At 70.4% G+C, this 18,342-nt stretch carries 21 protein-coding genes; 10 read left to right on the top strand and 11 right to left on the bottom strand.

Annotation, left to right across the window (positions count from 1 at the left end):
* Nucleotides 1–401 precede the first annotated feature (401 nt).
* Nucleotides 402–1,637, top strand: a complete 1,236-nt coding sequence (locus IG54_RS0130210; protein WP_078594695.1) for a Cmx/CmrA family chloramphenicol efflux MFS transporter — start codon at nt 402–404, stop codon at nt 1,635–1,637.
* 127 nt (nt 1,638–1,764) lie between these two features.
* Here IG54_RS0130210 and IG54_RS0130205 read toward each other — a convergent pair whose 3' ends face one another.
* The gene (locus IG54_RS0130205; protein WP_030791678.1) at nt 1,765–2,031 is read right to left on the bottom strand and encodes a DUF4031 domain-containing protein; all 267 of its coding nucleotides are present in this window, start codon (nt 2,029–2,031) and stop codon (nt 1,765–1,767) included.
* The gene (locus tag IG54_RS0130200; protein ID WP_030791675.1) at nt 2,028–2,387 is read right to left on the bottom strand and encodes a hypothetical protein; all 360 of its coding nucleotides are present in this window, start codon (nt 2,385–2,387) and stop codon (nt 2,028–2,030) included. The genes IG54_RS0130205 and IG54_RS0130200 overlap by 4 nt, the downstream gene beginning before the upstream one ends.
* Before the next feature lie 88 nt (nt 2,388–2,475).
* Between IG54_RS0130200 and IG54_RS0130195 the strand changes: the two genes are divergently transcribed.
* The 5 genes from IG54_RS0130195 (at nt 2,476) to IG54_RS0130175 (ending at nt 7,724) form a co-directional block, all read left to right on the top strand.
* Nucleotides 2,476–3,423 (top strand): MurR/RpiR family transcriptional regulator, encoded by a 948-nt coding sequence (locus IG54_RS0130195; protein WP_030791672.1) that lies wholly within the window; start codon nt 2,476–2,478, stop codon nt 3,421–3,423.
* A 74-nt stretch (nt 3,424–3,497) separates the two neighbouring features.
* Nucleotides 3,498–4,445, top strand: coding sequence for an N-acetylmuramic acid 6-phosphate etherase (gene murQ, locus IG54_RS0130190; RefSeq protein ID WP_030791670.1), 948 nt, complete (start codon nt 3,498–3,500; stop codon nt 4,443–4,445).
* A 583-nt stretch (nt 4,446–5,028) separates the two neighbouring features.
* Entirely contained in the window at nt 5,029–6,375 is a 1,347-nt protein-coding gene (locus IG54_RS0130185) for a hypothetical protein (protein WP_051820154.1), read from the top strand.
* A complete protein-coding gene (locus IG54_RS0130180) occupies nt 6,372–6,956 on the top strand; it encodes a hypothetical protein (RefSeq protein ID WP_051820152.1) in 585 nt (194 codons plus the stop codon). The genes IG54_RS0130185 and IG54_RS0130180 overlap by 4 nt, the downstream gene beginning before the upstream one ends.
* Before the next feature lie 15 nt (nt 6,957–6,971).
* The gene (locus tag IG54_RS0130175; protein WP_030791661.1) at nt 6,972–7,724 is read left to right on the top strand and encodes an ABC transporter ATP-binding protein; all 753 of its coding nucleotides are present in this window, start codon (nt 6,972–6,974) and stop codon (nt 7,722–7,724) included.
* On the opposite strand, the gene IG54_RS0130170 is transcribed toward IG54_RS0130175, so the two are convergent.
* The 6 genes from IG54_RS0130170 to IG54_RS0130145 form a co-directional block, all read right to left on the bottom strand.
* Nucleotides 7,702–8,763: a serine hydrolase domain-containing protein gene (locus IG54_RS0130170; RefSeq protein WP_051820150.1), complete on the bottom strand. Its 1,062-nt coding sequence runs from the start codon at nt 8,761–8,763 to the stop codon at nt 7,702–7,704. The two genes, IG54_RS0130175 and IG54_RS0130170, sit on opposite strands and share 23 nt — an antisense overlap.
* Entirely contained in the window at nt 8,747–9,676 is a 930-nt protein-coding gene (locus IG54_RS0130165; RefSeq protein ID WP_030791654.1) for a DUF6895 family protein, read from the bottom strand. Before IG54_RS0130165 ends, IG54_RS0130170 begins: the two co-directional genes overlap by 17 nt.
* Nucleotides 9,673–10,407: a hypothetical protein gene (locus tag IG54_RS0130160; RefSeq protein WP_158708954.1), complete on the bottom strand. Its 735-nt coding sequence runs from the start codon at nt 10,405–10,407 to the stop codon at nt 9,673–9,675. Before IG54_RS0130160 ends, IG54_RS0130165 begins: the two co-directional genes overlap by 4 nt.
* A gap of 52 nt (nt 10,408–10,459) precedes the next feature.
* Nucleotides 10,460–10,660, bottom strand: coding sequence for a hypothetical protein (locus IG54_RS0130155; RefSeq protein WP_030791648.1), 201 nt, complete (start codon nt 10,658–10,660; stop codon nt 10,460–10,462).
* A gap of 246 nt (nt 10,661–10,906) precedes the next feature.
* Nucleotides 10,907–11,131 carry a hypothetical protein gene (locus tag IG54_RS0130150; RefSeq protein WP_030791645.1) on the bottom strand — a complete coding sequence of 75 codons (225 nt, stop codon included), beginning with the start codon at nt 11,129–11,131 and terminating at the stop codon, nt 10,907–10,909.
* Nucleotides 11,128–11,340 carry a hypothetical protein gene (locus tag IG54_RS0130145; protein WP_030791643.1) on the bottom strand — a complete coding sequence of 71 codons (213 nt, stop codon included), beginning with the start codon at nt 11,338–11,340 and terminating at the stop codon, nt 11,128–11,130. Before IG54_RS0130145 ends, IG54_RS0130150 begins: the two co-directional genes overlap by 4 nt.
* Nucleotides 11,341–11,457: 117 nt before the next feature.
* Here IG54_RS0130145 and IG54_RS0130140 point away from each other — a divergent pair, with 117 nt between their 5' ends.
* Both IG54_RS0130140 and IG54_RS0130135 read left to right on the top strand, forming a co-directional pair.
* Complete coding sequence (locus IG54_RS0130140) at nt 11,458–12,300, top strand: helix-turn-helix domain-containing protein (protein WP_030791641.1); 843 nt, start codon at nt 11,458–11,460, stop codon at nt 12,298–12,300.
* The gene (locus IG54_RS0130135) at nt 12,281–12,613 is read left to right on the top strand and encodes a DUF397 domain-containing protein (protein WP_030791639.1); all 333 of its coding nucleotides are present in this window, start codon (nt 12,281–12,283) and stop codon (nt 12,611–12,613) included. The genes IG54_RS0130140 and IG54_RS0130135 overlap by 20 nt, the downstream gene beginning before the upstream one ends.
* A gap of 2 nt (nt 12,614–12,615) precedes the next feature.
* Here IG54_RS0130135 and IG54_RS0130130 read toward each other — a convergent pair whose 3' ends face one another.
* Nucleotides 12,616–13,812 carry a glycosyltransferase gene (locus IG54_RS0130130; protein WP_030791635.1) on the bottom strand — a complete coding sequence of 399 codons (1,197 nt, stop codon included), beginning with the start codon at nt 13,810–13,812 and terminating at the stop codon, nt 12,616–12,618.
* Between the two features lie 50 nt (nt 13,813–13,862).
* On the opposite strand from IG54_RS0130130, the gene IG54_RS0130125 reads away from it, so the two are divergent.
* Both IG54_RS0130125 and IG54_RS0130120 read left to right on the top strand, forming a co-directional pair.
* A complete protein-coding gene (locus tag IG54_RS0130125; protein ID WP_030791632.1) occupies nt 13,863–14,216 on the top strand; it encodes a hypothetical protein in 354 nt (117 codons plus the stop codon).
* Nucleotides 14,217–14,495: 279 nt separating this feature from the next.
* The gene (locus IG54_RS0130120; RefSeq protein ID WP_030791629.1) at nt 14,496–15,770 is read left to right on the top strand and encodes an esterase/lipase family protein; all 1,275 of its coding nucleotides are present in this window, start codon (nt 14,496–14,498) and stop codon (nt 15,768–15,770) included.
* 94 nt (nt 15,771–15,864) lie between these two features.
* Here IG54_RS0130120 and groL read toward each other — a convergent pair whose 3' ends face one another.
* Entirely contained in the window at nt 15,865–17,490 is a 1,626-nt protein-coding gene (gene groL, locus IG54_RS0130115) for a chaperonin GroEL (RefSeq protein WP_030791626.1), read from the bottom strand.
* A 318-nt stretch (nt 17,491–17,808) separates the two neighbouring features.
* Nucleotides 17,809–18,012: a cold-shock protein gene (locus IG54_RS0130110; RefSeq protein ID WP_005315736.1), complete on the bottom strand. Its 204-nt coding sequence runs from the start codon at nt 18,010–18,012 to the stop codon at nt 17,809–17,811.
* Nucleotides 18,013–18,342: the final 330 nt, after the last annotated feature.

The raw sequence follows: 18,342 nt of genomic DNA, 5'->3' as shown, positions 1-18,342 counted from the left end.
GGCGGGTGGGTGGGAAAGCATCCGCCGCGAAGCGGCGGCCCAGAACCCCGGAGGCCGGGGGAACCCTCAACCGAAGCAGCGACCCAGAACCTGGGGGCCGGGGCAACACCCCGCGCGGACCGCGCCCCCAGAACCCGGAGATGGGGCAACACCCCAAGCGAAGCAGCAGCCCAGGAACCCCAAGGCCCGCGGCAACACCCCAAACGAAACAGCGACCCAGAACCCCAGGGCCGGAGGCCAGGACAACCCCCCAACCAAGCCGCGGCCCAGGAAGCAGACGCGGGGCGCACCCCAAGTGAAGCGGCGCCCCGGAACCGGGGAGCTGGGCCGCGGGAATGCCCCGGATCCCCCAAACGTTCCCCCCTGATATGCCTTCCCCCGCCCAGCGCGAAGCGCCCCGCATGCCCATAGCCGTGTACATGCTCGGCCTCGCCGTCTTCGCCCTCGGCACGAGCGAGTTCATGCTCTCGGGGCTCCTCCCGCCCATCGCGGAGGACATGAACGTCTCCATCCCCCGCGCAGGCCTCCTCATCTCCGCCTTCGCCATCGGCATGGTCATCGGCGCCCCCCTGCTGGCCGTGGCGACCCTGCGCCTGCCCCGCCGCACGACCCTGATCACGCTCATCACCGTCTTCGGCCTGGGCCAGATCGCCGGCGCCCTGGCACCTTCGTACGAAGTCCTCTTCGCGTCCCGCGTGATCAGCGCGCTGGCCTGCGCCGGGTTCTGGGCGGTCGGCGCGGCCGTCGCCATCGCCATGGTCGACTTCAGCCAGCGCGCCCGCGCCATGGCGGTGATGCTCGGCGGCCTCTCCATCGCGAACGTCCTCGGCGTCCCGGCCGGCGCGTTCCTCGGCGAGCACTTCGGCTGGCGCTCGGCGTTCTGGTCGGTGGCCGGGGCCTCCGCGGTCGCGCTCGCCGGGGTTCTGACGCTCATCCCCCGCATCCCGCTCCCCGCCGAGAAGCCGCAGCTCAAGAAGGAACTGTCCATTTACGCCGACCGCCAGGTCTGGCTGTCCATCGCGGTCACCGCGCTCGCCGCGGGCGGCGTCTTCTGCGCGTTCTCCTACCTCTCGCCGCTCCTGACCGAGGTGGCGGGCCTGGACGGCGGCTGGGTCCCGACGGTCCTCGCCCTGTTCGGCGTGGGCGCCCTGGTCGGCACGGCGATCGGCGGCCGGTTCGCGGACGCGCACCTCTTCGGGGTGCTGCTCAGCGGCATAGCCGCGTCGACCGTCTTCCTCGTCTCGCTGGCCCTGTTCGCCGCCACCCCGGCCGCGGCGGTCACGCTGTCGTTCCTCATCGGGGTCTCCGCGTTCTACACGGGCCCGGCGCTCAACGCCCGTATCTTCAACGTGGCGGGCGCCGCCCCCACCCTCGCGGGCGCGACCACGACGGCCGCGTTCAACCTCGGCAACACGGGCGGCCCCTGGCTCGGCGGCACGGTCATCGACCTCGACTTCGGCTACGCGGCCACGGCGTGGGCGGGCGCGGCGATGACGGCGGCGGCACTGGCGACGGTGGCGCTCTCCCTGCGCCTGCACCACAAGACCCCGAGTCGCGTGGTCACGGCATCCGACGCCGCCCTCTCCACCTCCCCGGCGCCTCCGACGTCTCGAGCGCCCGGCGTGGGCGCCCCGTAAGGGGCGCGGGGAACCGCGCGACCAGCCCAAGCGGAGCCGCACGCGGAAACCGACCAAACCCGCGGGCCCTCGTGGCTGAGCGCGCAGTTCCCCGCGCCCCTACGGGGCGCCTCAGCTCTGAGACCCGTTAAGCCGGCCGCCCCTTGGGCCTCCGCAACCCCGCCCCCGTAAGCCTCCGCACCAGTTCCTTCGATCCGACCTCCACCGCGCCCGCCCGCACCGCGTCCCCGTACCGGTGCGACGGGATGTCGTAGTGGTCGCGTTCGAAGGCGCGCGGCGGGGCGCCGATGGACGCCGCGAACGCGTGCAGTTCCTCGTACGAGACGTCACTGATCAGGTGCGACCACATGCGGCCGTGTCCCGGCCAGGTCGGCGGGTCGATGTAGACCGTCACGCGGTCAGCCCGCCCACCGGGGCCACCACGACCCCCGCCTTGCCGCACACCCAGTGCGGATCCGGGCCCAGCTCCGGCTCGACGTCGAGGGCGTGCGGGTCCCCCGAACCGCATACGGGGCACAGTGGCCAGCGACCGTACCGCTCCAGGAGCGCGTCCTGTACGTCCTGGGCGACGAGCCCCGCCACATAGTCGATGCCCTCGGGCCACTGCTCGACCCACCAGCGGCGGTGCGCCACCGACTCCTCGACGAGCGAGACGACCTCGGCCTCGGCGACCTCACGGGCGACCAGGTCGGCGAGGACAAGTGCGCGGGCGGCGTGCAACGCCTGCTCCAAGGGGTCGATCGCGTTCATGCAGCCATTGTCACCCCACGCGTGACACCCCGCCCCGAAGCGCGGACGAGGCCTTGACCGACCCCCGCCCTGAAAATACCTTTCAAGCGTGACCCAAGACGTGAAGGAAATTTTCGCGGGGGTCGCGGGCGCCGCACCCCCGGCCCCCGCCGCCCTCGCGGCCAAGGTGCGGACCCTCGCGCCGTCGATGACCCGCTCCATGCAGCGCGTCGCCGAGGCCGTCGCCGGTGACCCCGCCGGCTGCGCGGCCCTCACCGTCACCGGCCTCGCCGAGCTGACCGGCACCAGCGAGGCGACGGTGGTCCGCACCGCCCGCCTCCTCGGCTACCCGGGCTACCGCGACCTGCGCCTCGCGCTCGCGGGGCTCGCCGCACAGCAGCAGTCGGGCCGGGCGCCCGCCGTCACCGCCGACATCGCGGTCGACGACCCCATCGCCGACGTCGTCGCGAAGCTCGCCTACGACGAGCAGCAGACCCTCGCCGACACCGCCGCCGCACTCGACACCGTGCAGCTCGGCGCCGCCGTCGCCGCGCTCGCGACCGCCCGCCGCGCGGAGATCTACGGCGTGGCCGCCTCCGGTCTCGTCGCCCAGGACCTGGCGCAGAAACTCCTCCGCATCGGCCACATCGCGCACGCGCACTCCGACCCGCACCTGGCCGTCACAAACGCCGTGACGCTGCGCGCGAAGGACGTGGCCATCGCGATCACCCACTCCGGTTCGACCGGTGACGTGATCGAGCCGCTGCGGGTGGCCTTCGAGCACGGGGCCACCACGATCGCGATCACGGGCCGTCCCGACGGGGCCGTCTCGCAGTACGCCGATCACGTACTGACCACCTCCACGGCCCGCGAGAGCGAGCTGCGGCCCGCCGCGATGTCGTCCCGTACGAGTCAACTGCTCGTCGTGGACTGCCTGTTCGTGGGCGTCGCCCAGCGGACGTACGAGACGGCGGCCCCGGCGCTCGCCGCGTCCTACGAGGCGCTGGCGCACCGCCACAGCCCGCGCGGCGGCCCCGGCGGCCCCAGCGGCCGCTGAGCCGATCCGCACCCACCGCACCGCGCCGAACCACCAACCCCCCACCCCCCGCACACGAAAGAGCCGCACCCACCATGACCTCCCCCGAGTCCGGAGACTACGGAGAGCTGCGCGCCCAGCTCGCCACCCTCACCACCGAGGCGTTCCGCCCCGAGCTGTCCGAGATCGACCGGCTGGACACCCTGGACATCGCGCGGATCATGAACGGCGAGGACGCCTCCGTGCCCGCCGCCGTGGCCGCGCAGCTGCCCGCGATCGCCGCCGCGATCGACGCCACCGCCGAGCGGATGGCCCGCGGCGGCCGCCTGATCTACGCGGGCGCGGGCACGGCGGGCCGCCTCGGTGTGCTCGACGCGTCCGAGTGCCCGCCCACCTTCAACACCGACCCGGCCGACGTCGTCGGCCTCATCGCGGGCGGCCCGAACGCGCTGGTCAAGTCGGTCGAGGGCGCGGAGGACAGCAAGGAGCTGGCCGCCGAGGACCTGGACGGGCTGAAGCCGACGGCGGACGACGTCGTGGTCGGCGTCTCCGCCTCGGGCCGCACGCCGTACGCGATCGGCGCGGTCGAGCACGCGAAGGAACGGTACGGCGCCCTGACCATCGGCCTCTCCTGCAACGCGGACAGCGCGCTCGCGGCCGCCGCCGACCACGGCATCGAGGTCGTCGTGGGTCCCGAACTCCTCACCGGCTCCACGCGCTTGAAGGCGGGCACGGCCCAGAAGCTCGTACTCAACATGCTGTCGACGATCACGATGATCCGGCTCGGCAAGACGTACGGGAACCTGATGGTGGACGTACGCGCGTCGAACGAGAAGCTGCGCGCCCGCTCCCGCCGCATCGTCGCGCTCGCGACGGGCGCGACCGACGAGGAGATCGAGGCCGCGCTCGCCGCGACGGACGGCGAGGTGAAGAACGCGATCCTCACCATCCTGGGCGGCGTCGACGCCCCCCGGGCAGCCGACCTCCTCACCACCACGGACGGCCATCTGCGCGCGGCCTTGGACAGAGCCCGTACAAGCTGACTGAGGCGTGGCGGGACGGGTAGCCCGCGTCGGCGCTCCTCATCTCGTGCTGTCAAGCAAGTACGCGGGTACACGGTGTCCAACACCCGTGCACAGGACGCTGCCGACCGCAACGAGCCGCCGGGCACGGCTCGACAACCCGGGCAACTCCTGCCCCCTGACCACAACCTGACTGCCCGCCGGCCTGTTCGCCGTTGCGGTCACAACTACCCAGGCTCCACCACTTATCGGCCATAGTCCGCAGTCGACACGGAAGAGTGGCCTCCATCACAGCGCGTGACGTTACCTCCTGGTTGGGTGATCTTCACCGAACGGGCACAGAGTCATCACCGACGACGCGGGCACCGTCAGCCTCGACGAGGAGGGCCTGTTCACCAACTGCACCCTGAGCGGCGCACCGGGCAGGTCTCTGCACGTGCGACTTGACCAGGCCAGGGCGACACCTCAAAGGCAGACTAGTCACAACCGAAGTGGCATGACACAGAGCCGGGAAGCGCCCACGCGCTTCCCGGCTTCCCCCATTTCTTCACAGAGCGGCCTCGGCACCTTGAACCTTCGCACCCGACTGCGCACCACCCCGGCCGTGTGGACCGCGCCGATCTGGCTCGGGATCATTGGCTTCTACTACTTCTACGCCCTGCACTTCGAGGACTCCTACCAGGAAGTCATTAACGGCCCGCTCTGGGCACCCGAACAGGTCGAGGTGGCACTGTCGTACTTCTATGCCTTCGCCTATGCCATCACTCTCGGGCTCGCTGTGTGGGAGGGCGGGCGGTTGAAGCGGGACGGGGTTTGGCAGCTCGTCCCGGGCCGGTCCCGCTATCGCGTGGCCGCTCACACACTGGCACCTGTAGTCGCCGCCGGCTGGTTGGTGCTTGTGTTGCCGGCGGTGATGCGTCTGATCGAGACCCGGCTCATGCCGACACCGGCAGCACTGGCGCCCCTGGTCATGGCCATGGGCATCGTCTGCGCGTACACGGTGATCGGCTGTGCCCTCGGACACCTCACCCCCCGCATGATCAGCGCACCGCTGTCTGCTGCTGCCGTGTTCTACGTGATCATTTACACCGTGAAGTACGACGCCCCGACATGGCCCAGGCACCTCTCGGGCCAGCCGGACACCTCCCTCGGATTCGGCGAGGAATACGGCGCCGCCACACTCTTTGCTCCCTTTCTCTTCATCGCCGCAATAGCCGCCGCGGTGGCTGCGTGGTGGATCCGTACGGCAGGTCAGGGCCGGTGGGTGATACGCGGCGGCGGAGCAGTGGCAGCCGTGGCGCTCATGGCCACGTGTGTCAACGTCGCAGGTGGCTGGGCCATCGCGGACGGCCCCGTGACCTCCCATCACGCCACAGCGCGCTGCACCGGCACAGCGCCAAGGGTGTGCATGGCCGAGACCGGCGGCGCGGTGGAGAAACTCGACCAGGTACGCCGGCAGATCGTGACGTCGACGTCGAAGCTCCGTGCCGCAGGAGTCAACGTGACCCTGCCCGCCACCGTGTCCGACAGCCTCCTCAACGGCCGGGACCGCAAAGCCTCGTCGAACACCACTTGGTGGCTCCCGCTCTCCCGGCAGGCCGGGCAGGCGGGAGGCGGCATGACAGCCATCCGGTATGCCGTCCTGCGTAGCAGCGTCACTTTTCCGTGCACCTTCCCCGCCTCCTACGAGTCCGCGCCTTCGGCTGACTACGTCGTCAACCATGACGCGGCCATGCTGTGGGCCGCCGTCGTCATCGACGCGGACCGGCCCTATCTGGCATGGCGCAAGGGGGAGTACGGCGGGGTATTTGAGAACCCCCGCCAGGTCCTGGACAAGGTCATGCAACGCGCCCGCGACGCCCTGGAGCTCCCCGCCCGGCAGCAGACCGCCTGGTTCCACAGAGAGCAGGCCAAGGCCTGCCGCCTCGCCGACCAGGGGGCCAAGTCGTGATCTGGTGGATCAAGGCCCGCCGCCTGCGCCCCGTGCTTGTGCCCGGCACCGCCGCATGCATCCTCCTCGTCGCTCTCGCACACGACCAGGCCATCGAGCTGCCCGGCATGCTGAGCGCCAGTGCCAACCAGGTGTTCCTCATGCAGCTCACCCCCCTCCTGGTCACCTCCACCCTCGCCCACTGCCTCAATCAGCGTCTGGACGAGGCCGAAGTGTTGGCCACCCGCAACCTGCGCCGCCTCGACATAGGAGCGGTCCTGACATGCGTGTCGGCCGTGGCGGTGGCCGGAGTGGCCATCGGCGCCGCTGCGGGTTCCGACGAGGCGACCACGATCGGGCGCAACACCGCTTTCCTCACCGGCCTCATGCTGCTCGCCGAAGCCGTGCATCCCAAGGCGGTCACCGTGGCGCCGGCCGGATGGGTGTTCGCCATCATGTTCCTCGGTTACTCCGACTACCACCGCCCCTGGCCGTGGGCCGTGACGCTGCACTCCCCGCCCAACATCCCCGCTCTCCTCGTCTGCCTGGCCGTCTTCCTCGGCGGCCTCATCGCGCAGGCCCTCACCCGTCGCACCATATGAAAGGCCGTCCCCGCCATGCCCGTTGAACTCCAGGCAGTGTCCTACGCCTACGGCCGCAACAAACCCCGAATCCTCGACCAGCTCACCTACACCACCCCGCACGGCTTCACCGTCCTACTCGGCCCCAACGGCGCCGGCAAATCCACGCTGTTGAAGCTCGCCGCCGGCGCCAACCAGCCCACCACCGGCGCTGTACGCCTAGGCCGCCTGTCTTCGACGACCCGGGAGTACCGCACCAAGGTCGCCTGGATGCCCCAGACCATCACCGCGATGACAGGCCTCACCGCACGCGAACAAGTCGCCTACACGGGCTGGCTCAAAGGCATGAACCGCGCATCCGCCTGGGAAGCAGCGGCCACCGCCCTGGACCGGGTACAGATGAAGGATCGCGCCGACATGAAGACCAAACAGCTATCCGGCGGTCAGCTGCGGCGTATCGGCGTGGCCTCCGCCCTCGTCCACGACGCCCGCATTCTGCTCCTCGACGAACCTACCGCCGGAATGGACCCCGCCCAGCGCCGCGTCTTCCGCGACCTGATCCTCCGCCTCGCCACCGACGAAGTACAGGTGCTGATGTCCACCCATGACGTCGCCGACCTCGCCGAAGAAGCCGACCACGTCACTGTCCTCACCGACGGCCGCATCACCTTCAACGGGACCACCCGGGACTTCCTCGCCCATGCCCCAACTCAAACTCCTGCGGGACGACAGGCCGAAGCGGCCTACACCGCCATTTCCTCTGAGTTCACGGCCCCCCCGGCCCACTGAGCCCCCGAAGCAGCAGATACGCCTGTTGGATGAAGGTGCCGCGCAAGGTGGGGTTCGTGTTTGTCAGGGCGACGACGGCCGTCTCCGGGTGGGGGGTGAATCCGGTGAAGGCGGTGAAGCCTCTTGTGCCGCCCGCGTGGAAGTAGAGGTCGCGGCCCGGCAGGCCGCGCCTGTTCCAGGCGAGCGGGAGCCGCGGCCCGTCGGCGGACAGCGCGCGAAGTCGCAGTACCTCCGTCATCGCCTCACGCAGTGAACCGTCGGGCAGCCGGGTGGGCTCGGCCAGGTACCGGAGGCAGGTGAGCAGGTCGCGGGCGCTGGAGCGGAGGGCGCCCGCGCCCGGCAGGGCGGGGATGGACCAGGGTGGGCGGGGCCGCCCGCGCAGGTGGCCGGTGGCTTGGGCGAGCCCGTCGCAGCCCGTGTCGGCCAGGTGCAGCGGTCGCAGTACGTGCGTCTGGAGCGCGCTCGCGTAGTCGGTGCTCGCCCGTTCGGCAAGGAGGTGGCCGAGGAGGCCCATGCCGAAGTTGGAGTACCCGACACGGGTGCCCGGCCGGTGGCGGACGCGGCTGCGGGCCAGGGAGTCGAGCAGCCGGTCGGGTGTGTAGTGCGCGTAGGGATTGCTGTACCAGGACCGTGCCCCGGCGGGCAGCAGGCCGGGTGGCAGCCTGGGCAGTCCGGCGGTGTGGGTGGCCAGGTGCTCCAGGGTGATGGCCGCCCCGTGCGGGCCGCGCGGGAGGGCCCACGCGGGCACGCAGCGGCTGAGCGGCTCGCCGAGCCGGACGGCGCCACGGCCCGCCATCTCGGCGAGCAGCAGCACGGTGAACGTCTTGGTCACCGAACCGACTTCGAAGCGTGTCGCCTCACCGACCGGCTGGGTCCTCGTCCGGTCCGTGAATCCCTGGCACACCGTGAGAGAGTCTCCACCGGTGTACGCGGCGACGGCGACGCCCGCGTCGGGGCCGGCCGACCGGGCGACCAGGCGAAGGCGCTCGGTCAGCGAGGCGGGCTCGGGCTCGGACGCGGACTCAGCGGGGGGACACATCGCCGCTGCGGGCCTGCGCGAGGGTGCCGGCCACGACGGTCACGACCCCGGTGTGCTGGTGGTCCCGGAACGCCTGCTCCGGTTCGTCGCTGACCGGCTTCCCGTCACGGGGCACAAGACCGTCGGCGTGCTGGACGGTCGCCAGCCGCTGCCAGACGTCGAGGTGGTGGCCGGGGCGGGGCAGACAGGCGTCGACGATGAGGAGTTCCACGACGAGGTCCCATTCCTCGATCTCGGCCCAGATGTCGATCCACACCGGTAGCCAGCACTCCAGGTAGGCGACCACGTCAGCGGGAAGGGCATGGGGCAGTCCGCCCCAGTCGGTGACGTGGAAGACGGTGTGGGTCATGCAGTAGGCGGTCATCCAGTCGATGGCCCACGGCTCGGGGAGCCTGCCCAGCCATGTCGCCGCCAGCAGACCCGGCCAATCAGCGCTTCCTCCGAAGCCTGCGATACGAAGGGCGTTGACGATCGCAAGCCGCCGGTTCGGCACCAGCTCGACACCTTGATGGGTGCGGAGGCCTGACAGGTGTTCGAGGAGGGCGTCGAGCCGCTCGTGCCGGTGGCCGCCCCGGGTGAAGTGCGTGTACAGCTCCAGCGGGTCGGCCATCAGCGGATGCCGCAGCTGCCGCTCGTAGAGCAGATCCCCCTGCCGCAATTGCGTCCAGGCGAAGTCCAGCAACTCGCGCGCCGCTTGCTCGTCACCGGGCGGGGCAACGCTGCCCTCACGCAGGAGGAGGCCGGCGGCCAGGGCGGTCTCGCCCAGCGACTTGTAGTAGCCGTCCGGGTCGGCCATGTCGGCCGTTTCCGGGGAAGGGAAGGCTCCGTAAGGGCGGTTGCGGTGCAGCCAGCCCAGGGCCCGTCCGGTGACCCGGCCGACCACGTCGGTCCCCACCGGGAGTTCGTCCGTCATCGTGTCCCCTCCCGCCGCGTCCGCGTCCTCAGCAGACGCGCGATCCTGACGTCGAGCGACAGGCGCGCGTCCACGGAGCCGCACAGTTCCAGGTGCCGCAGCACCGCCTCGACGTTCAACTGCTCGACGGCGGCGCCGTTATCGGCGAGCGCCGTCCAGCGGACCAGACGGGCGGCCGTGCGGTAGTCGCGCCGGAGCATCGCGCGGGCGACACCGCGACCCAGGTCCGCGGCCCGCGTCCGGGCCTGGTCGACGAGGGGCCCGCACACGCCGGGCAGCGCGCAGGAGGCCACTTGTGCCATGTGCTGGGCCCAGGGCCGCCAGTGCTCCTCCGGCCGGAGGAAGGCGTCGACGTCCACACCGTCGTCGACAGCCACGCCGTCTCCGCTGACGGCTCCCTCCACCCGGTGCAGGAGACTGGTGGTCACACGGTCGAGACTCGTGGTCTCGGCCGTGCCCCCGGCGTCGAGCGGGTAATGGGCGAGCGCCGTGGCGATCACCTCACGATCGGCCGGGTCGATGCGCCGCGAACCGAACAGCGCGGGCGCCAGGACGTCCGGGCCCAGTACGCGTACGGCGGCCAGGGCCGTCCGTCTGTCGGGGGCCCCTCGTACGTAGTCGGCGAGCGCCGCACCGCTGTCCGGGGTCTCCAGACAGCGGTGCAGACGCCCGGCCAGGTCATCGGCCGCGCGGGCGTAGTCCTCCCTGAGCGCGGTGTCCTGGTGTGGCACGATCACCCTCCCCTGTGGCGCGGCCGGACGACTCTGTGCATCAAGGGGCTGTCTACTTCCCGCGCTTCTCGCGCGGTTCCTTCGGCTCACCGGGCGGGCTCACGAGGAGGACGACGATCGTGTTCGTCGCCGGTGCGTAGACCGGCGCCGCGCTGAAAGGCGCCTCGGTCTCGGCCATCAGGGCCGCGACGGTGGTCGTCTCGGCCGCTGTGGCCGCCGGAATGGTTTGGGGAGTGAGGAGTTGGGTGGACATGTGTGCCGCCTCCTGTTGTGGGGGGCCGGTGCCACATCCGTCGCAGGCCTGACGCCTCACCTTGCGGACGGAGTGGGACGGCGTTGAGGACCGGCGCCGAACTGCGGCCGGTCTCACCAGGGTTTGCCCGCCGCCCCGTGCCTCACCTGTCCGCCAGCCCTTCTTCGCCCGAAAAGGTGACATGTGCCCGGCAAACGTGCCAGGCGAGTGCGCCGGTTCACGGCAGGCACCGTTTTCCCCGCCGGTTCACGGCAGGCGCCCTTCCCAGTTGACCTGCCGCACCTTCGCCCGCAGCACCTCCCCCGACGGCGCCTCGCCCACCGACGCCGGTGGACAGTCCCACTCGCGGCCGCCGCCGATCGGCCTGAGTTGTACGAGGCCTCCCTCGCATCCCATGACCTCACCCACACTGCCGTCCCGATGGTCCAAGGCGTACGTCCCCGTCTCCGGCACGCTCGGGTCGTCGTTCATCGCGCCCCCTCCAGGACCGCCACCAGCCGCAGCGCGGTGTCGAGGTTGCAGCGCCCCAGCTCCACCAGGGGCAGCGCGCCCTCGTCGGCGGCGCTCATCGGGTCCATCCGCAGCGACGGCAACGTGACGCCGACCTCTTTGAGGACCGCCCTCAACTGCCGTACGGCCTCCTCCGCCGCCCGCATTCGTTCCTCCGCCGTGAGCGCCATGTGCTTCGCCTTTCACACCGAGTGTTGTCGTTACCTCACACAGAGTGGCCGGATGTCAGTAGCCTGAGAAGCATTGGCGTCCCAACAACCCCCCGTGTCCAATGGAGGAGTTGCCTCATGGCCCGACCCAAAGACCTCGACCCCTCCTCGAACCCCCGAGCGCTCCTCGGCTGCGAACTGCGCCACGCCCGCGAACAGGCGGGCCTCAGCCAGGAGGCGCTGGGGGCGCCGATCTTCGTGAGCGGTTCGTTCATCGGCCAGTTGGAGGCGGGGACGCGGCGGATGCATCTGGAGTACGCGAAGCATTTCGACGCGGTCTTCGGCACGGATGGCTTCTTCGAGCGCAACTGCGAGGCGGTCAGCAAGTCGAAGTACCCGGATCACTTCGCGGAGGCGGCGGAGGCGGAGGCCGTCGCGACGGCCATCAGGCAGTACGCCACCCTGCTGATCCCGGGCTTGCTCCAGACGAAGGCGTACGCGGAGGAGGTGTTCCGCGCGTATCACCCGACGGCGACGGACGAGACGATCGATGGCCTGGTGGCGGCTCGGCTCGAACGGGCGCATCTACTTGATGACCCAACAACGCCGTTGTTCTGGGTGGTGGTTGACGAGGCCGCGCTCCAGCGGGCCGTCGGCGGCGGCGCGGTAATGGCGGAGGCCCTGCGCCACGTGTCCGCCCTTGCGCGCAAGCGCCGCATCATCGTGCAGGTACTGCCATTCAGCGCGGGCGCACACGCGGCGATGGAGGGCCACTTGAAACTGATGGAGTTCGAGGATGCGCCCCCTCTCTGCTTCGTCGAGGGACCGAGCATGGGGAAGCTCATCGACGACCCAGCCACCGTCACCCACCACACCATGATGTTCAACCTCCTCCAGGCAGCCGCACTCTCCCCGAAAGATTCCCTGGCCCTGATCGAATCGGTGGCGCAGGATTACGAGCATGGAGAACAGCATCCGTGAGTACGAGTACGACCTGAGCACCGCTACTTGGCACAAGTCCAGCTACAGCGGCGGACAAGGCGGCGACTGCCTGGAGGTCGCCACCTGGCGCAAGTCCAGCTACAGCGGAGGCAGCGGCGGCGACTGCCTGGAAGTCGCCGAGACCTGGCGCAAGTCCACCCACAGTGGAGGCGAGGGCGGCAACTGCCTAGAGGTTGCTGACGGGCACCCCGAGATCGTGCCCGTCCGTGACTCCAAGGACCCCGAGGGCCAACCCCTCGTATTCCGCGCCGCAAGCTGGTCCGCGTTCATCGCGGACGTCAAGCGCGGCTGAACTCACCCCGCGAGAAGCCTCCCCGCGGCGACCGCCGCCCCGTCGGCACGCACCGTGCCGGCGACGGCGGTCGCCCGGGAACGCGTCCCGGCGGACAGGGCGGCCCCCAGCGCGACCGACAGGGAGTCGAAGGCCGGGGACGCCGCGCCGATGCCGAGGTCGGCCACCCGGTCGGCCCAGTACGGCTGGTCCGCGCCCTGGGGGACCACCACCTGAGGCACCCCGGCCAAGGCGGCGACCGTCGTCGTGCCCGCGCTGCCGTGGTGCACGACGGCGGCCACCCGGCGGAACAGCTCCCGCTGATTGACCTCGCCGACGACGAAACAGTCCCCGACGCCGTCGACGGGGGCCAGCCCGCCCCAGCCCCGCGACAGGACGACCCGCCGCCCCTGCGCGCGAACCGCGTCGATCGCGGCGCGGGAGACGGCCTTCGGATCACTCAGCGGCGTACTGCCGAAGCCGACGTACACGGGCGGAGCCCCGTCCTCCAGGAACCCCACCAGATCATCAGGGAGCGGCCGTTCGTCGGCCCTCACCCAGGCGCCGGTCTGCACCACGTCCAGGCCCGTCGGCCGCCATGGGGACAGAACGGGATCCGTGGCCAGCCAGGGCTGCTCGCTGAAGGCGTAGTCGCGGACGCCGGTCACCGGGGGCAGACCAGCCGCATCCCGCCGGGAGTTGAGCATTTCGCCGAACATCGTGTCGGCGATCTCGGCGTCCCGGTCCCACAGCGCCTGGTTGTCGGTCACGCCCGGCGGCAGCGGCTGTCCGCGCCGCGCGGGCGGACGGCGGTGCGGCGAGGGCAGGACGACGGGCTGATGGCTCGCGTGTACGTAACGAATACCGAGCTTCTCGGCGACGGACCGCGCCCCGGCGGTGACCGGCAGCGGCCCGGTGGCCACCAGCACGTCACACCCCTCGGCGACGGCACCGACCGTCTCGAACTGGGCATCCATCAACTCGGCCACACGCTCCGCGAGGCCCGCCGCGGACCCGGGCGCCACCGACGCCACCAACGGGCTCACCGGCCGCCCGACCGGCACGGCCTCCACCCCGACCTCCCGCAGCCGCCCCGCGAACTCCCCGTCGGGCGGCGCGCAGACGCGGACCTCGGCCCCCCTCTCCCGCAACCGCGCCGCAAGCACGGCTATCGGTTCGACACTCCCCCGCGACCCGTACGTCGACAACACGACACGCATCCCACAACCCCCACTTGCGCTGGCACCGATACCGGCTTTAGTGGGGGATTGTGCCAACCTCCCCGCATCAAGACATCGCGCAGCAGCAGGCGGCCATCACCCGACTGCTGCGCCAGCACCTCCACCAGCCCCTGGGCGGCGACCAGTTCATCAAGGGCGTCCTGCCCGCGCCGCCCGCCCTCGCCGTCATCCGTGTCGTCACGGGCCCCTGCGACGCCATCCCCGACGAGTGCACGGTCTGGGAGCTTCCCCTGCGCGTCGCGGACTCCGAGGAGACGTACGGGCCTCACGACATCCTCGGCTTCCTGCGCGCCCTGCACACGGGCACCCACATCTACTCCACCAGCCGCATCCGCACCCTGATGGGCATGCCCTTGTTCCAGGCCGACGTGACCACGCTCTAGACGCATGGCTTCGCGACAGACTTCCGCCCCTTCCCCGCGCCCCGAGGCCCCGCCCCGCACCCCGAGTTGGCCGACGCGCCGCCGGGGCGTCCCCCTCGCGCCGGCCGCCGCCGACGAGCCGTGCCTGGCCGGCGCCGCGAGCCCCCTCCCGCCCCACCCGTAAACGGCCGAACCCGCCCTGTCCGAAAGGGCCCCGGCCGACTGTCGGCAGCCGACGCACGTACCCAAGATGGCGCCGAACGGCACCAGCACCGGTGGACCGACCCGAGGGGACCCTCCATGACCGACCCCAACCACCCCGACGCCCTCACCGAAGCCGACGCCCGGCGTATCTCCGAGGCCTTCGGAGCCGCCGCCCGCGTCATCCTCGCCCCGGGGCCGCGGCAGGCCCGGGAGGCGCCCGCCGCCGCGCCCGAGCCGGACGACGAGTGGGCGCTGCCCGAGGGGCGGGCCTGGGTGTACCTCGCCGACCGGGCGCGCGGGCTGACCCGGCCCGTCATCCTCGGCGACGGGTTCGCCTCGGGTCCGAGCGACCTCGACTACTCCTGGGAGATCCTGGAGCGCGGCCCGTACCCGTTCGTCGGCGAACTGCGCCGCCGCGGCTACGACGTCGTCCTGCTCGGCTTCGACGATCGCGGCGCGTCCATCCTCGACAACGCCAAGGTCGCGCGGGCCGCCATCCGCGAGGCCATCGCGCGGCGCGACGGCGACCACCCGCTGACCGTCGGCGGCTTCAGCATGGGCGGCCTCGTCACCCGCTACGCGCTCGCCAAAATGGAACACGACGGCGGCCCGGACAACGACCACCAGACCGCCCTGTACTTCTCCTACGACAGTCCGCACCGCGGCGCCTGGATCCCGCTCGCCCTCCAGTCGTTCGCGCACTACATCCGGCGCCTCAACGCGGCCTTCTCGGAGCAGATCAACAGCCCGGCCGCCCGCCAGCTGCTGTGGCAGCACATCACCGAGTGGGACGACAGCCCCGAGACGGACAAGGAGCGCGGCACGTTCCTCGCCGAGCTGGAGCGCGTCGGCGGCTGGCCGAAGCGGCCCAAGAAGATCGGCGTGGCCAACGGCGTACGCATCGGGCAGAGCAACGGCGTCCGGCCGGGCGAGAAGGCCTTCCACGGCAAGGGCCTCGCCATCACCGGCACCCACCTGCACACCCAGTCCGTCGGCGAGGACCAACTCGTCGCCCAGCTGCGGGTCGTGACCCTGCGCAAGCCCCGCATCCGCACCTCGGGGATCCCCGAGATCGACGGCGCCCCCGGCGGCACCCTGGAGGGCTTCGGCATCCTCGCCGACGAGCTGAACAAGATCCCCGCACTCATCGGACTCGGCTCCCAGGCCGACGTCCGCGCCCACTGCTTCGTCCCGACCGTCAGCGCGATCGCCCTGCGCGACATCGACACCCACGAGAAGCTGTACGAACCGATCACGGCCGCCGAGGACGAACTGAGCGAACTGGACGAGTTCCGCTGCGCCTCGAAGAACGAGGGCCACACCCTGGTCACCGAGGAACTCTGCGCCTGGATCATGGACCGGCTGCCGTAGCCGGAGCGCGCCGGAAAACGCCCGAGGGCGGCACCCCTTCCGGAGAAGGAGTGCCGCCCTCGGTACGTCAGGACAGTGATCAACCAGAGGTCGATCAGAAGTCCATGTCACCGCCCGGCATGCCGCCGCCGGCCGGGGCAGCGCCCGCCTTCTCCGGCTTGTCGGCGATGACGGCCTCGGTGGTGAGGAACAGCGCGGCGATGGACGCGGCGTTCTGAAGGGCGGAGCGCGTGACCTTCGCCGGGTCGAGGATGCCCTCGGCGATCATGTCGACGTATTCACCCGTCGCGGCGTTCAGGCCGTGGCCGACGGTCAGGTTGCGCACCTTCTCGACGACGACACCGCCCTCGAGGCCGGCGTTGACCGCGATCTGCTTCAGCGGGGCCTCCAGGGCCAGCTTCACAGCGGCGGCACCCGTGGCCTCGTCGCCTTCCAGCTCAAGCTTCTCGAAGACGGCGGAGGCCTGGATGAGGGCCACGCCACCACCGGCGACGATGCCCTCCTCGACGGCCGCCTTCGCGTTGCGAACGGCGTCCTCGATGCGGTGCTTGCGCTCCTTCAGCTCGACCTCGGTCGCGGCACCGGCCTTGATGACGGCCACGCCGCCCGCGAGCTTCGCCAGGCGCTCCTGGAGCTTCTCGCGGTCGTAGTCCGAGTCGCTGTTCTCGATCTCGGCGCGGATCTGGTTGACGCGGCCCTGGACCTGGTCGCTGTCACCGGCGCCGTCGACGATGGTCGTCTCGTCCTTGGTGATGACGACCTTGCGGGCGCGGCCGAGCAGGTCGAGACCGGCGTTCTCCAGCTTGAGGCCGACCTCCTCGGAGATGACGGTGCCACCGGTGAGGATGGCGATGTCGCCGAGCATGGCCTTGCGGCGGTCACCGAAGCCCGGGGCCTTGACGGCGACGGACTTGAAGGTGCCACGGATCTTGTTGACGACGAGCGTGGACAGCGCCTCGCCCTCGACGTCCTCCGCGATGATCAGCAGCGGCTTGCCCGACTGCATGACCTTCTCCAGCAGCGGAAGGAGGTCCTTCACGTTGGAGATCTTGGAGTTGACGATCAGGATGTACGGGTCGTCGAGCGACGCCTCCATACGCTCCATGTCGGTGGCGAAGTACGCCGAGATGTAGCCCTTGTCGAAGCGCATACCCTCGGTGAGCTCCAGCTCCAGACCGAAGGTCTGGGACTCCTCGACGGTGATGACGCCTTCCTTGCCGACCTTGTCCATGGCCTCGGCGATCAGCTCGCCGATCTGAGTGTCGGCGGCGGAGATGGAGGCCGTCGAAGCGATCTGCTCCTTGGTCTCGACATCCTTCGCCTGCTCAAGGAGGGCACCGGAGACAGCCTCGACGGCCTTCTCGATGCCGCGCTTGAGGGCCATCGGGTTGGCACCGGCGGCCACGTTGCGCAGACCCTCGCGCACCAGGGCCTGGGCCAGGACGGTCGCGGTCGTCGTGCCGTCACCGGCGACGTCGTCCGTCTTCTTCGCGACCTCCTTGACCAGCTCGGCGCCGATCTTCTCGTACGGGTCCTCGAGCTCGATCTCCTTGGCGATGGACACACCATCGTTGGTGATCGTGGGGGCGCCCCACTTCTTCTCGAGGACGACGTTGCGACCCTTGGGGCCCAGGGTCACCTTGACGGCGTCGGCGAGCTGGTTCATGCCGCGCTCGAGGCCGCGCCGTGCCTCCTCGTCGAACGCGATGATCTTGGCCATGTGAAGTGGTCCTCCCGGACAGGGGTGGCATGCTCCGGATCGACGTCAGTGCCCGCGACGGACGGCCTGCAAACCTTGTGGTTCCTTGCCCCACTCGGCCTGCGGACCTCACCGGCCCGATCCAAGTTCTGTCACTCTCACTGGGAGAGTGCTAAGCCCAATGATTAGCACTCGACCCCTGCGAGTGCAAGCGCCTCTCCCGGATCCCGCCGGGCGCTCCGGTCCTACCCGCGGGCGCGCGGGCGCACACGAGGGGCCCGTACCCCCATGGGATACGAGCCCCTCGCGATGCTTGCTTCGGTGGTCGGTCGCGCCGAGCTAGACGGCGAGCTTGACCATGTCCGCCTGCGGACCCTTCTGGCCCTGCGAGATCTCGAACTCGACTCGCTGACCTTCTTCAAGGGTGCGGTAACCGTCCATCTGGATCGCGCTGTAGTGGACGAAAACATCCGCACCACCGTCGACCGCGATGAAGCCGTACCCCTTCTCCGCGTTGAACCACTTGACGGTGCCCTGAGCCATGCCTAACTCCCCTATTACTGGCCCTTGCACAGACCCGCACTTCGCGGACCCGGGTCAGACCTCACCCCCCACTGGTTGGGGGTGTGCGCCGGAACGCGTCGACCGCCGCTGAATGTATCTGTCCAACTGCCCTCTGCAACAGGTCAATCGGACGAGAATTCTGAGCAGCCGCGAACGGGAATATGCGGAGAATTCGCCAGAAGCCGGGGCAAGTCGGGCCCGACAAATGGCACATGCGGCTCAAAAGGGTGGCTCGCTTTGGCTGCTTCTTGTCGAACCGGGGCCGAGTTCGTATATGCGCTCGGCACAAACGGAGAAGCGCCTTTCCCA

The sequence above is a fragment of the Streptomyces sp. NRRL S-920 genome (assembly GCF_000717945.1).
GTDB lineage: Bacteria > Actinomycetota > Actinomycetes > Streptomycetales > Streptomycetaceae > Streptomyces > Streptomyces alboniger.
This window is presented reverse-complemented; position numbering and strand designations above follow the sequence as displayed.

Bases quoted from the DNA above. Each gene is read 5' to 3' on its own strand.
- IG54_RS0130175 (WP_030791661.1), top strand. From the start codon at position 6,972: ATGCCCGTTGAACTCCAGGCAGTGTCCTACGCCTACGGCCGCAACAAA.
- IG54_RS0130110 (WP_005315736.1), bottom strand. From the start codon at position 18,012: ATGGCTCAGGGCACCGTCAAGTGGTTCAACGCGGAGAAGGGGTACGGC.
- IG54_RS0130130 (WP_030791635.1), bottom strand. From the start codon at position 13,812: ATGCGTGTCGTGTTGTCGACGTACGGGTCGCGGGGGAGTGTCGAACCG.
- IG54_RS0130200 (WP_030791675.1), bottom strand. From the start codon at position 2,387: ATGAACGCGATCGACCCCTTGGAGCAGGCGTTGCACGCCGCCCGCGCA.
- murQ (WP_030791670.1), top strand. From the start codon at position 3,498: ATGACCTCCCCCGAGTCCGGAGACTACGGAGAGCTGCGCGCCCAGCTC.
- IG54_RS0130165 (WP_030791654.1), bottom strand. From the start codon at position 9,676: ATGACGGACGAACTCCCGGTGGGGACCGACGTGGTCGGCCGGGTCACC.
- groL (WP_030791626.1), bottom strand. From the start codon at position 17,490: ATGGCCAAGATCATCGCGTTCGACGAGGAGGCACGGCGCGGCCTCGAG.
- IG54_RS0130140 (WP_030791641.1), top strand. From the start codon at position 11,458: ATGGCCCGACCCAAAGACCTCGACCCCTCCTCGAACCCCCGAGCGCTC.
- IG54_RS0130120 (WP_030791629.1), top strand. From the start codon at position 14,496: ATGACCGACCCCAACCACCCCGACGCCCTCACCGAAGCCGACGCCCGG.
- IG54_RS0130210 (WP_078594695.1), top strand. From the start codon at position 402: ATGCCCATAGCCGTGTACATGCTCGGCCTCGCCGTCTTCGCCCTCGGC.
- IG54_RS0130150 (WP_030791645.1), bottom strand. From the start codon at position 11,131: ATGAACGACGACCCGAGCGTGCCGGAGACGGGGACGTACGCCTTGGAC.
- IG54_RS0130145 (WP_030791643.1), bottom strand. From the start codon at position 11,340: ATGGCGCTCACGGCGGAGGAACGAATGCGGGCGGCGGAGGAGGCCGTA.
- IG54_RS0130155 (WP_030791648.1), bottom strand. From the start codon at position 10,660: ATGTCCACCCAACTCCTCACTCCCCAAACCATTCCGGCGGCCACAGCG.
- IG54_RS0130170 (WP_051820150.1), bottom strand. From the start codon at position 8,763: ATGTGTCCCCCCGCTGAGTCCGCGTCCGAGCCCGAGCCCGCCTCGCTG.
- IG54_RS0130135 (WP_030791639.1), top strand. From the start codon at position 12,281: ATGGAGAACAGCATCCGTGAGTACGAGTACGACCTGAGCACCGCTACT.